Below are 13,999 nucleotides of genomic sequence, written 5' to 3'. Positions count from 1 at the left end.
TGTAAATACAAGATAGCTATATATTACTTTTTAACAATAATGTAACCATATTGTTATCGGGGGGATTTTGTTTCATTTTTCCATTTGTCGATAAAAAGGGTTTCATTGGAAACAAGTTTAAGGCAGTTACCAATGAACTAAACGATAAAGGCATTTATTTTTGGTTAAAGAGGATGTGGGGGCCTTGTCCTGATTCATGCATTTGGGTGATAGCAATATCAATTCGAATACCGATGGGTTTTCCTAGCTTTCCAATTATCTGCCAATAACCTTCTTTGTTATGAAATTATCAAAAAAGTAATTCCTGTATGTATTACCTATCGGAATTTCGTATTTTCTTATTAGTACGGTATTATTATCAAAAGAGGCAATTTCTTTTATATTGATTACATAGGACTTGCCGATCCGTACAAAAATATGCTGCGGCAACTGGTCATGGATCGTCTTGATATTCATTGCGGTCATAATTCTTTGATCATCTGTCTGCATCACCACATAGTCTTTCAACCCCTCAATAAAAAGAATATCCTTAAAGTATATTTTAATAAATTTCCTTTCCGACTTGACAAAGAAATAGTCATCGCCATAATTTTGTATTTCACTTGTGGAAGCTTTACCATCCAATAGTTGGTGGTAGGCGATGGCTTTATTAACTGCTTTTTGAAAACGTTCCTCTTTAACGGGTTTTACCAGGTAATCAATCGCATCCAGGTCATATCCGTCCAACGCATATTCAGAGTATGCAGTGGTAAATATCACAAGGGTCTTCTCGGGAATGGTTTTGGCAAATTCAATCCCGTTGATCCCGGGCATTTCAATATCAAGAAAGATGAGGTCAATAGGGTTTTCATGGATGTATTTTGAAGCGACCAGGGCACTGCTGAATGTGGCGGTAATCTCTAAATCTAACATGCCGGCAGCTAATAGCTCTATAGCTTCCCTTGCCAGCGGTTCATCATCAACAATGATTGCTTTCATTTTTTTATAATTAAGTGCACATTGAAGGTTTCAACATTATCGGTTACCTGCAAATCATGCCTGTCAGGGTAAATCAGCTCCAGCCTACGCTTTACATTTGCTAAACCCAAACCGCCGCTTCCATCTCTCTTTACCTTTATTTTCGGCTTGGAATTAATACAACGGAAATGAAGTTCTTCGTCTTCGATAGCAAAAAACACATATACGAAAGAACGTTCCTCCGCATCAATGTTGTGTTTTACTGCATTTTCTACAAATGTAATAAATAATAAAGGTGGGACTTCCAGCCCCTGTAAAACCCCGTTCTGGGTGATGGTAAAATCAAAGTTATCTCGTCTGATCTTTTCCAGGTTCAAGAAATCTTCCAGAAAATGGATGTCGGCGGTCAGAAATATCTTTGCCCGCGCGCTGTCGTATAATTGGTAACGTAACAGATCACTTAATTTCATTAATACCTGTGATGCTTTTTCCGGGTCTTTTTTGGTTAATACGTTAGCGTTATTTAAGGTATTGAAAAGAAAATGAGGATTGATCTGCTTTTTCAAGTTTTCAAGCTCCGACTGTATAGTAGCCGTTTCCAATTCATTGATCCGTTGAGAAGCCGCAATCCACCGCTGGAAAAGCTTTATCGCCGCGGAGGCGCCTATCAACACGGCAAATAAAAAATAAAAAACAAATAAATTCGACTCATCCCTTGGGTGAACAGGTTGTTTAGAATGAGTGGCTACAAAATACTTTACAATTATCGCTAGCAGCGCAACCAGGATAGACAAAACGATGTTCCCCAAAAAATAGCCCAGGTAGCTATCTTTGAAAAGCAATTTTGGAACCAACCAGTACATGTTGATGTAAAACAAGGACAGCAAAATTAAAAAAGAGCTAACTTTAACATATGTACTTAGAGGGTCGGAAAACTCCGTCTTGCTGGTATAAAATACGGCTCCCAAAAGCGCGATCAAAATTAGGTGCCGCAGTATCCTATACTTCCGATCTACAAGAAATTTAAGAATGATATCATTGTTAAAGGGTTTTACATCATTTACTACCGGCTCCATGCTATTTGCTTAAAAACATTTTATTAAAGGTAGATAATCATGTTTATTCGCCCTACTCAATTATACCAACCCCGTTATTTATTATACCAAATTACGATCTGATATCCTATTCTAATTTTGGATCTAACAGAGAATGAACCCGTAATCAAATAAATATGAGTTTTTAGTTCTATATACCACGGCCACTTTGGTATAATAAGTAACTATATTGGTATAATATGAACAGTTTATATCAGTACAACCCATATTTTAGCGGTAAAATAATAACTATGGCCAGATTACTTTTACTTTTTTGTTTCTCATTCCTTACATTATCTGCCTTCGGCCAAAAAAAATATACCATCAGCGGAACCATTAAAGATTCGGCAACCGGCGAAACACTGATCGGGGCTACTGTAAGAATCAAAGAGCTTCCTTCAGTCGGCACAGCAACTAATAGCTACGGTTTTTATTCTTTAACAGCTCCGGCAGGGAACTATACTCTGCTGTTTTCTTATGTAGGCTATCAAACCGTCGAAAAACCGATTGCTCTTCATGCTGATGAAACGATAGGCATGGCATTAACCTCCAGCGGCAGCCTGACAGAGGTTGTTATCAGTGCCAACCGGCCAAATAACGACCAGATCACTTCTCCACAAATGGGCGTGGAAAAACTAAACATGAGCCAGATTAACCAGGTTCCTGTCGTACTAGGGGAGAGGGATATATTAAAAACAATCACTCTGATGCCGGGTGTCAAGTCGGCAGGGGAAGGCAATACCGGTTTTTATGTACGCGGAGGGGCGGCAGATCAAAATCTGATCCTGTTGGATGAGGCCACTGTGTATAATGCGTCCCACTTATTCGGGTTCTTTTCTACCTTTAACTCTGATGCGATCAAGGACGTGAGCATTTACAAAGGCGGGATGCCTGCAGAATATGGCGGCCGGTTGTCATCGGTATTAGATGTGAAAATGCTGGATGGTAATGATAAGGACTTTACGGTTCAGGGTGGGCTTGGATTAATTTCATCCCGTATTAAAGTGGAAGGGCCGATCCAAAAGGACAAGGGTTCCTTTATGATCAGCGCCAGGCGTACCTATATTGATGTTTTTTTAAAAGCGTCCAAGGATTCCACGATTAAAGGAAGTTCGCTCTACTTTTATGATATCAATGCCAAAGCCAACTATCATTTTGATGACAATAACGCCATTTATCTTTCGGGCTATTTTGGCAAGGATGTCATCGGTTTAAAAAATACTTTCGGAACGAACTGGGGCAATGCAACAGGTACCATCAGGTACAACCATATTTTTAACAGTAAGTTATTTTCCAATACTTCGCTGATCTTCAGTAATTACAATTATGTTATTCAAAGTTTTTTGAGCGATAATAATTTTAAGGCGACGTCTAAAATAAACGACATCAATTTAAAAGAAGACTTGCAATATTCATTGAGTAGCAACCATACACTCAAATTTGGTGTTAATATACTGCACCATACCATCGCGCCGGGTGATATTACTTCAAATTCGGCATCGAGCTTTAATGATATTTCTGTCCAGCAACGCTATGGGTTTGAAACGGCAGCTTATGTAAGCGACGACTGGAAAGCCAGCGATAAACTGACCATCTTATACGGCTTGCGACTGAGTGGTTTCTTTCTGTTTGGGTCTGGTTCTTTTAATACTTATGATGCAGCGGGTGATGTGCTATCAACCTCGACTTACGGGTCAGGGCAGGTGGCTAAATCATACCTCAACCTGGAACCGCGCTTGTCCTCCAGCTATCAGCTGAATGATGTGAGCTCGGTCAAATTCTCATACAACCGCAACACCCAGAATATTCACCTACTGACCAATTCAACTACCAGTTCACCTACTGATTTGTATGTAATGAGCAGCAATAACATCAAACCGGAAATCGCTGACCAGGTTTCCACAGGTTGGTTCCGAAATTTTAGCGATAATATCTTTGAATTCTCGGCTGAGATCTATTACAAATGGTTACAAAACCAGATCAACTATAAAGATGGTGCGCAATTACTAGTGAACGAAGATGTGGAATCACAATTGGTTTATGGTTCCGGCAGGGCTTATGGGTTGGAATTGTTCCTGAAGAAAAAATACGGCCGTTTCAATGGCTGGATCGGTTATACCCTGTCACGTACCGAGGATAAGTTCGCTGCCATTAATGATGGTAACTATTTCCCCGCTACGCAGGATCGTACCCATGACCTTTCCGTGGTCGGCATTTACCAGTTAACCAAACGCTGGTCGTTGTCAAGTACATTCATTTATCAAACCGGGAATGCGGTTACCTATCCGACAGGTAAATATGAGGTTGGTGGTTTAACTACTTTTTCTTATTCAGAACGTAACGGTTACCGCGAACCATCCAACAATAGGCTGGATATAGGCGCTACCCTGGAAGGAAAACAGCATAAAAAATATCATTCCAGCTGGACGTTCAGTATCTATAATGTATATGGGCACCGTGATCCTTACAGCATTACTTTCCAAAACAGCAAGACAGTACCGAATACTACAGAAGCGCTGGAGACCAGCATCTTTGCTACACCAATCCCTTCAGTTACCTGGAACTTTAAATTTTAATCAGACATGAAAGTTTTAAAAACAACCATATATCTTTTTTCTTTATTCGCACTGGCTTCCTGTACCAAAGTGATCGACCTAAAACTGGGAAATAATACTGGCCAACTGGTTATTGAAGGTAATATTACCAACACTGCCGGTCCGCAAATCATCAAACTAAGCACCAACGTGCCTTTTACTAATACGAATACCTATCCACCGGTAACCGGTGCCACGGTAAGCGTGAGCGACCAAAATGGCAATGCTTATACCTTTACCGAAGGGCCTTCCGGTACTTATTCCAACAGCCAACTAACTGGCATCCCAGGAAATACTTATACCATGACCGTTGTAACGGGGGGAAAGACCTACACCGCTAGTTCCAAGATGCCAGCTGTTGTTAATTTAGACTCGCTAACTTCAAAGAATGATGTGATTCAAACGAGCGATCATAAAAAACTCGTCACTGTTTATTACCAGGACCCTGCGGGTATAGCTAACCAATACCGTTTTGTACTATATGTGAACAATGTGCAGGCGAATGATATTTATGCGTATAACGACCAGTTTAATGATGGGCGCTATGTTAGTATTGACCTGTTTGAAAATACCGCCAGCAGCAGTGTTGATAAGGGAATCTTTTCGGGTGATACCGCAACTGTAGAAATGCAGTGCATCGATAAACCTGTTTATACCTATTGGGAAACCCTGATGCAGGCGCAGGCTAATGGGCCTGGTGGGAGCGTTACACCATCTAATCCACCTACAAATATTACACCGGTTACCCTGGGCTATTTTAGCGCCCATACTACACAAAGCAAAACTATTGTTGTGAAATAAATAAATTAAAGGGGGCTACAAGATTGACACAAAGAGCGTCGCGTTTACGAAAACAGGTAAGGCCGAAATATTAAAAAATACAAGATAGTACGGTAAAGAATCTAAATCATAACTCAACACTGAACAGTATCGCCCATATGAAAAAAAAGTTCTCGATTGTGTTGATAATGGCTGGTTATTATAAGATCCATTTATGAAATTTGAAGGTATAACTAAATTTTACCAGTGTCTAAATCCCTTTTTTACCTGGTGTGTAATAAAAGCTTTACACATTTTATAACCTATTGAAATAAACTTTGCATGCCACAGATGGTCTAAATTTGGAGAAAACCTGCCAGTTATGAGTAATTTAAGTGTCGCCTTTGGCCCACACAGACCTGACTTGATAAGAGATGAAACACTTGTCGATATATTTAAAAATTCAGTGAAGCATTTTGCCGGTAATACGGCGCTTATTTTTCACGACAGGCAACTGACCTATGCCGAGCTTGATAAATGGAGTGATGCCATTGCCTTGCATCTGATCAATAATGGCATTACCCGCAAAAGTACAGTTGGTATCTGGTGGCCCAGGGGGCTTGAATTGCATGCTGCCATTCTTGGCATTATAAAGTCAGGCGCTGCATATGTACCTGTGGATCGTGACGTACCGGCTGAGCGGTTTGAAATGATACTTACAGCGGTAGGCGCCTCGGCATGTTTCAGCATGGACCCTTTGAATGTAGAATGCCCTGTTCTACAAATTCCCGCCTACGAGGAAATACCCACCATACTAAATTCAACCCAAAGTATTGAACTAACATGTCCCGAACCGGAGGACATTGCCTATGTTTTATATACTTCGGGCAGCACCGGTAAACCCAAAGGTATACCTATCGGCCACAAACAGATATGCCACCTGGTAAGAGCGGAGCAGGATGTATTCAACATTACCGCGACCGACAAAGTTTACCAGGGATTTTCCGTATCATTTGATATGTGGTGTGAAGAAACCTGGCTAAGTTATTTTGTCGGGGCCACTTTGTGGGTAGCAGATAATACTACTTCAAAATCCATTGACGAACTGAGCTCGGTTTTGCAAACGGAAAATATAACTATTTTACATGCTGTGCCCAGTTTATTGGCACTTATGCAGAATGAAGTACCATCGTTAAGGCTTATCAATGCAGGAGGCGAGGCTTGTACGCCGCAGGTGCTGGCCAAATGGGCAGGCAATGGTTTAGCGTTTTATAACAGCTACGGCCCAACAGAAACTACCGTTACAGCCGCCATAGCAAAGCTGAAGAAAGGGAATGATATTGTTATCGGCCATCCGCTGCCTAATTACAATTTGGCGGTGATTGATGCCGACATGAACCTAATGCCGCTTGGCGAACCAGGTGAACTGGTCATCACCGGACCCGGTCTTTCGAAAGGTTATATCGGGTTGCCCGAACTTACCCGGCAAAAATTTATACCAAAACCTATTTCATTATCCGTTTTACCGGGCGATACGGTTTATCGCACCGGGGATGTGGCCATTATGCTGAAAAACAAAGCAGTAAAACTACAGGGCAGAATGGATGACCAGGTAAAACTGCGGGGCTACCGTATTGAGCTGGGCGAAATAGAAAGTAGGATGAACACGCTGGCTGGAGTCAGCGCAGCAGCAGTAGGCATAAAAAAAGACAGTCATGACCGCGAGCACCTTGTTGGCTATGTGATGATGGAGGATTCGGCCTGTATTGATGATAAACTGCTTAGGCTGGAACTTTCCAAAACACTGCCTGCATACATGATACCGAGCAGTATTGTTTCCCTGCGTGAAATGCCCCGCCTGCCCAGCGGTAAAATAGACCGTAAAGCCTTGCCTGTGCCCGATGAGCTTGAACATGAATTAGAAGATATTGCAATTGACGCGGATGCGCCGGCATGTGATAAGGTAATGGCTGTTTTGCACAATGTGTTCCCTGGCCGGAATCTCGATCCTTCAATGGACTTTTTTGATGATCTTGGAGGGCATTCGTTACTGGCAGCGGCATTCGTTTCCCAATTGAGGCGCGAAGCCGGATTACCGCATGCTGCTTTAAAAGATGTTTACCTTCATCGCCCCATAAGCAACCTTATTGCTCACTGGGAAGAAGAGGAGCAGACACAGCAACCATCAAAACAACGAATTTTTAATAAAGTACCAACATTACGTTACCTGTTGTGCTGGGCTGCACAATCCGTTTCGTTATTGGCTATATACGGGTTATTTGCCTTCCAAATATTTATTCCCTACCTGGGCTATTATTATGTTAAGGAGCAAACTGACAGTATTGGCTACTCTATTATTACCTCTTTGGTGCTTTTCGCGCTAATTACACCTTTGTTTACATTCATTTGTATTACGGGTAAATGGCTAATTATAGGCAAAATAAAAGAGGGTGATTACCCGCTATGGGGAAGTTACTATTTCAGATGGTGGTTTGTAAAAAGCTTGCAGCGTCTTTCGCCCGCGCAGTTTCTGGGTGGTTCACCTTTATATCCAATTTATCTTCGTTGGCTGGGAATGAAAATAGCACCTGATGCGCAGATAAGTAACCTTGAGTTTGGAGCGGAGGACCTCATTACCATTGGTAGTGATGCCAGTCTGAGCTCAAAAACGCATTTAAACAATGCCTTTGTGGAAGATGGTATGCTTAAACTGCGCAAAATAACCATTGGTGACCACGCTTATATTGGCAGTAGTTCAATAATATCGGGCGATAGCGTAATAGAAGATTGGGGCGAACTGCAGGATCTGAGCTGTTTGCAGATTGGTAAAACTATAGCACAAGCCGAAGTTTGGCGTGGAAGCCCCGCTCAGTTTAAAGAAAAGAAAAAGATAGAAGACCTGCCGCAGCCTTTAGCTGTATCACGTAAAGACCGCATAAAGTATAATGCCTTATTTATCCTTTGCATACAGGTGTTTCCGCTCATTATCCTTTTACCGTTGCTGCCAACCATCATCACTATAAACAAAATGGATGATGCCGCATCTGATTATAACTTTAATTACATGGTGACTGCGCCATTGCTGGCCCTACTGTATATCGTTCTGTTCGCCGGGGAAACAATTCTCATCAGCCGCATATTGCAGCATGATCTGAAGCCCGGTAAATATCCCATATACAGTATGGCGTATGTGCGTAAATGGTTTACTGACCAAGTGCTCTCCATCAATTTGGTTGTTTTGCATCCTATTTATGCTACGGTGTTTATTTCCGGGTTTTTCCGCGCGCTTGGTGCAAAAGTTGGCAAAGGCGCAGAAATATCAACAGCAGGCAGCGTAACGCATCCGCTGCTTGAAATTGGCGACGGCGCGTTTGTTGCCGATGCTGTAACACTTGGTGAGGCAGATGTACGCGGCCAGCAGCTTATACTGGAAAAAACAATAATAGAAGGAAATAGCTTTGTGGGTAACAGCGCGCTCATTCCGCAGGGCTACCATCTGCAAAGCGATATGCTTATCGGAGTACTATCCATTCCGCCTGATCAGGAGCAAATGTCCGGAATTGGCGGTTCAGATTGGTTTGGTTCGCCAGCCATCAGGTTGCCGCGCAGGCAGGAAAGTAATGTTTTCCCTGCAGCACTCACAATAAAGCCAAAATTTGCTCGTAAGCTGGCTCGGGGCACAGTGGAGTTTATCCGCACTATTTTACCTGAAAGCGCTATTATCTGCTCATCCATCCTATTTATTGCCTATGGGCATGATCTTGTTACGCAGGAACCTTTGTGGAAGATCATTTTGCTCTTCCCGTTCTATTACCTGTTTTATATGGGCTTGCCTGCGTTTTTATTAACAGTATTGCTCAAATGGCTTTTTGTAGGGAAGTACAAGCCTTTGCAAAAACCTATGTGGACCTGGACCGTATGGCGCAGCGAGGCTATCACGTCAACTTATGAGGCGTTATCAGTACCATTCTTATTAGTGTATATGCAAGGGACGCCGTGGTTGCCTTTGTTGCTCAGACTGCTTGGTGTAAAAACCGGCAAACGTGTTTGGATGAACACCACTGATGTTACTGAATTCGACATGGTTTCCATCGGTGACGATGCCGCCCTGAATACCGATTGTGGACCGCAAACACATTTGTTTGAAGACCGTGTGATGAAAGTTGGCCCGGTAAAAATAGGTGCAAGAAGTACGATTGGTGCGGGAACCATTGTTTTATATGATAGTGAAATCGGTGATGACACCTGCATAGAGGCGCTATCACTGATCATGAAGGGTGAACGGCTTGCGCCGGGGACTAATTGGGTAGGTAGTCCGGTAAGACCGAATTGAATTATTTCAGAATTATTTCAGAATTATTTTTGCTGGAAACTGCTAAATGACAAGGATTTTTTATACAGACATTTCATTTCCTCGAAACGAAACCGAGTTTAAGATTTATTTAGATAAATTACCTCAATCTCTAAAAGATAAAGTATTAAAATTTAGACGATGGCAAGATTCATATGCAAGTCTGTTTGGCAAACTTCTTTTAAAAGCCGCACTTTTAAATTGCGGCTTCAGTTCATTTACATTTAATGATCTACAGTATACTCCATTCGATCGACCATTCATCGAAGGCAGTATTGATTTTAACCTTTCCCATTCAGGTGCTTTTGTCGCATGCGCATTAAGTAATGAAGGTAAGGTTGGAATTGATATCGAAGAGGTTAAATTAATAAATTTAGAACATTTTGAAAGCCAATTTACGGCTAATGAGTGGCTGAATATTACCGGCGCTATTGATCCGTATAGAGAATTTTATAGTTGTTGGACTAAAAAGGAAGCGATATTAAAGGCTTCAGGAGAGGGTTTGAATATACCTTTAAAACAAGTACAACTTTTCGACGATTACGGAATTCTGAATAGAAAGAAATGGTATATTAAAGAATATTATCTTGCAAATAATTATTCAGTTCATTTGGCAAGTGAGATAATTATCAATCCAAAAATAGTTCCCGAAAAAATTGATTTCCCTTAGACTTAACTTCAACTTTTCGATATAAACAGATATTCATAATAACCCTTTTTTGCTTTAACGTAGTTTAAGGCAACCATATAGCCACTATTTGACCAATTACATAATCTTGCAGTAAGGTTGGCCTGGTATTAGATGCTCTGAACTCTTAATGCCGTTACGAATAACTTTTAATTAGATGGAAGATCCCGCCTATCGCTATCTGGAGGCCAACACAGAATATCAAGAATGCCATTATACTGTTAATTATTTTTTCATTACGTGAACCTATATAGCTGATTAGCCGGTTTGTATTTAAATAAAATATAAAAATTAAAATACATATACCAATGATAGAAACCAATAGAGCACCAACGTTTACGAGATAAAGAGACATGTCTTGATTAGCACTATTGGCACCAAGCGTAAACAGAACCGAAATTGTGCCGGCACCTGTTGTTATGGGGAAAGTAAGGGGATAGAAAAGTTTATTTTGGATTAAAGGGATATGGTCCAAATCAATCTGGGTGGAAGTTTTGACCTCCGGCGTATCGTTACTATCTGAGGAAAGGAGCCCCCAACCGATTTTACATATCATGATGCCACCTGCTAGTTGGATAATAGGAATTGAAAGCCCAAATACCTCTAAAATCCAGTGTCCTACAAATAGGGTTACAGCACAAATGCTGAATGAATAAAATGTAATCTTTTTTACAACCGTCAACCGCTCTTTTCGTGTCAGTTCCGAAAAATACGGACTTATGATAAATGCTGTTCCTATAGGATTAACGACTGGAAACAGCGCGACAAATCCGAGGAAGACCAGATGAATAAATGAATTAAGCTGATGTGACATCTTGTAGTGGATTGATTGCTCGAATTTATTATTTTCTATTGAACTAAATAGTTCTGCACGTAAGAATATTAACAGATCAAAGTGTTCCGTAATGATATTTTTGATATTCCGGAACGAGGTGGTCAATAACTGGGAATATCCACTTTCATAGCCAAAGAGGATATCAAATATCATAAAAAAGGTAGACTGCACTCGGTCTACCTTTTTATCAATAACATAAATATAACCTCAAATTAGGCCAGATCGAAACGGTCAAGGTTCATTACCTTGGTCCACGCCGCAACAAAATCTTTTACAAATTTACCACGACCGTCAGCGTTACCATAAACTTCGGCTATGGCACGCAGCTCTGCATGTGACCCAAATACCAAGTCAGCACGGGTGGCTGTCCATTTTACCGCGCCGGTTTTGCGGTCACTGCCTTCAAATACTTCTTTATCGTTACCTGCGGCTTTCCATGCAGTGCTCATGTCCAGCAGGTTTACAAAAAAGTCATTTGTTAACTGGCCGGGGCTATTAGTCAAAACGCCATGTTTAGATCCATCATAGTTAGCATTCAGCGTACGCAGACCACCAACCAAAACTGTTAATTCCGGTGCGGTTAGGGTTAGCAATTGCGCTTTATCTATTAACAGGTCTTCGGTATGTACACGGCTTGTAGCTTTACGGTAATTGCGGAAACCATCTGCTGCAGGCTCCATATAGTCAAATGATTCCACATCGGTTTGTTCCTGTGATGCATCTGTGCGGCCCGGAATAAATTCAACAGTAATATTCTGACCGGCATCTTTCGCGGCTTTTTCTATTGCGGCAGCGCCTGCCAATACGATCAGGTCGGCCAATGAAACTTTTTTTCCTCCGCTTGCTGAGTTATTGAATTCATGCTGGATCCCTTCCAAAGCATACAATACCTTACTCAATTGTGCAGGATTGTTAGCTTCCCAGTCTTTTTGCGGGGCCAGGCGGATACGTGCACCATTGGCGCCACCTCGTTTATCGCCACCACGGAAAGTAGAAGCAGATGCCCAAGCCGTGCTCACCAATTCAGATACAGTAAGCCTGGCTGCTAAAACTTTCGCTTTTAAGGCAGTGATATCATTGTCATCTATCAAAATATGATCAACCGCGGGAATTGGATCCTGCCATATGAGTTCTTCCGCAGGTATATCATTGCCCAGGTAACGTACACGCGGGCCCATATCACGATGGGTAAGTTTAAACCACGCACGTGCAAAAGCATCCGCGAATTGGTCGGGGTTTTCTAAAAAGCGACGTGAAATCTTTTCATATTCCGGGTCAAAGCGTAATGCAAGGTCGGTAGTCAGCATCATAGGTGCATGTTTTTTGTTTGGATCGAATGCGTCAGGAATCACATCACCCGCATTTTTGGCTACCCATTGCTGTGCGCCGCCCGGACTTTTTGTCAATTCCCATTCAAAAGCAAAAAGATGTTCAAAAAAATCATTGCTCCATTTGGTAGGTGTTTTAGTCCAGGTTACTTCCAGTCCGCTTGTAATAGCATCAGCGCCCTTGCCTGATCCATAGCTGTTATTCCAGCCAAAACCCTGGTTTTCTATACCTGCACCTTCGGGTTCTTTATCCACATGATCTGATGTTGATGCGCCGTGTGTTTTACCAAAGCTGTGCCCGCCCGCAATTAATGCAACGGTTTCTTCATCATTCATCGCCATTCGGCCAAAAGTGTCACGTATATCCCTGGCTGATGCAATAGGGTCGGGGTTACCTTCGGGCCCTTCAGGGTTTACATATATTAATCCCATTTGCACGGCAGCAAGTGGTTTGTGTAAATTACGTGAATGGGTATCGCCGTCGGCATCATCGTCAGATACCAAAACACCATGGTCTTCCTCTACACCACCTGAGCCATGTTTATAGCGCACCTCATCACCTAACCAGGTTTTTTCTGAGCCCCAATCTACGGCTTCATCCGCTTCCCACACATCCTCACGTCCGCCTGCAAAACCGAATGTTTTAAATCCCATGGATTCCAGCGCTATATTTCCAGTTAAGATGATTAAATCGGCCCATGAAATTTTGTTGCCATATTTTTGTTTGATAGGCCAAAGCAGCCTGCGCGCTTTATCCAAACTTACATTATCGGGCCAGCTATTTAAAGGGGCAAAGCGTTGTTGTCCTTGTCCCGCGCCGCCTCTGCCGTCAGTTATACGGTATGTGCCTGCACTGTGCCAAGCCATACGAATAAACAAACCACCATAATGCCCAAAGTCTGCCGGCCACCAATCCTGCGAATCGGTCATAAGTGCATGAAGATCCTTTTTTACCGATTCAAGGTCAAGACTTTTGAAGGCTTCGGCATAATTGAAATCTTTATCCATCGGATTAGTTATGGGTGAATGCTGGCGAAGTATGTTAAGCCTGAGCTGATCGGGCCACCAATCGCGATTCCTGGTGCCGGCACCACCGAAACCGGTTGCGGGTTTTAGGCTGCCATTATGAAAAGGGCATTTGCTGATGTCATCTGAATTGTTTTCCATAGTTTTTTGGTTTAATGCGATAAAGTTAAAGCATGCGACGTATACTAAGAAATCGATAGTTTTTAACGCCCATAGCTTTCGTCTATAACGTATTCTTAACAAACGAACGTATGGAGGAGTTTGGCCGAATTTTAAATAAAATATGAAAAGCAATGCCGGTAGAAGCCCGGACAGTTTAAACACATGGACCAGCTGTCCCTACCTTTCGGCGCTAATTTTTTATCCT

At 42.0% G+C, this 13,999-nt stretch carries 8 protein-coding genes; 4 read left to right on the top strand and 4 right to left on the bottom strand.

Features of this window, described 5'->3' with window-relative positions; translation table 11 throughout:
• Positions 1 to 255 precede the first annotated feature (255 nt).
• Entirely contained in the window at positions 256 to 978 is a 723-nt protein-coding gene (locus GSQ74_RS15960) for a LytTR family DNA-binding domain-containing protein (RefSeq protein ID WP_158995020.1), read from the bottom strand.
• Positions 975 to 1,820: a sensor histidine kinase gene (locus tag GSQ74_RS15955; RefSeq protein WP_216846760.1), complete on the bottom strand. Its 846-nt coding sequence runs from the start codon at positions 1,818 to 1,820 to the stop codon at positions 975 to 977. The genes GSQ74_RS15960 and GSQ74_RS15955 overlap by 4 nt, the downstream gene beginning before the upstream one ends.
• Positions 1,821 to 2,302: 482 nt before the next feature.
• Here GSQ74_RS15955 and GSQ74_RS15950 point away from each other — a divergent pair, with 482 nt between their 5' ends.
• The 4 genes from GSQ74_RS15950 to GSQ74_RS15935 all read left to right on the top strand — a co-directional run bounded on the left by GSQ74_RS15950 (position 2,303) and on the right by GSQ74_RS15935 (position 10,425).
• Positions 2,303 to 4,627 (top strand): TonB-dependent receptor, encoded by a 2,325-nt coding sequence (locus GSQ74_RS15950; RefSeq protein ID WP_158995016.1) that lies wholly within the window; start codon positions 2,303 to 2,305, stop codon positions 4,625 to 4,627.
• Positions 4,628 to 4,633: 6 nt separating this feature from the next.
• Positions 4,634 to 5,446, top strand: a complete 813-nt coding sequence (locus GSQ74_RS15945) for a DUF4249 domain-containing protein (protein WP_158995014.1) — start codon at positions 4,634 to 4,636, stop codon at positions 5,444 to 5,446.
• 340 nt (positions 5,447 to 5,786) lie between these two features.
• Complete coding sequence (locus GSQ74_RS15940; RefSeq protein ID WP_158995012.1) at positions 5,787 to 9,737, top strand: Pls/PosA family non-ribosomal peptide synthetase; 3,951 nt, start codon at positions 5,787 to 5,789, stop codon at positions 9,735 to 9,737.
• 46 nt (positions 9,738 to 9,783) lie between these two features.
• On the top strand, positions 9,784 to 10,425 hold the full coding sequence (locus tag GSQ74_RS15935) for a 4'-phosphopantetheinyl transferase superfamily protein (RefSeq protein WP_158995010.1): 642 nt from the start codon (positions 9,784 to 9,786) through the stop codon (positions 10,423 to 10,425).
• A gap of 154 nt (positions 10,426 to 10,579) precedes the next feature.
• Here GSQ74_RS15935 and GSQ74_RS15930 read toward each other — a convergent pair whose 3' ends face one another.
• Both GSQ74_RS15930 and katG read right to left on the bottom strand, forming a co-directional pair.
• Complete coding sequence (locus tag GSQ74_RS15930; protein WP_216846759.1) at positions 10,580 to 11,431, bottom strand: MarC family protein; 852 nt, start codon at positions 11,429 to 11,431, stop codon at positions 10,580 to 10,582.
• 59 nt (positions 11,432 to 11,490) lie between these two features.
• On the bottom strand, positions 11,491 to 13,773 hold the full coding sequence (gene katG, locus GSQ74_RS15925; protein WP_158995008.1) for a catalase/peroxidase HPI: 2,283 nt from the start codon (positions 13,771 to 13,773) through the stop codon (positions 11,491 to 11,493).
• Between the last annotated feature and the right edge of the window lie 226 nt (positions 13,774 to 13,999).

It is taken from the genome of Mucilaginibacter sp. L196 (assembly GCF_009765905.1).
Lineage (GTDB): Bacteria > Bacteroidota > Bacteroidia > Sphingobacteriales > Sphingobacteriaceae > Mucilaginibacter.
Note: the sequence above shows the minus strand (reverse complement) of the source record. Positions and strands in the feature narration are given on the sequence as shown.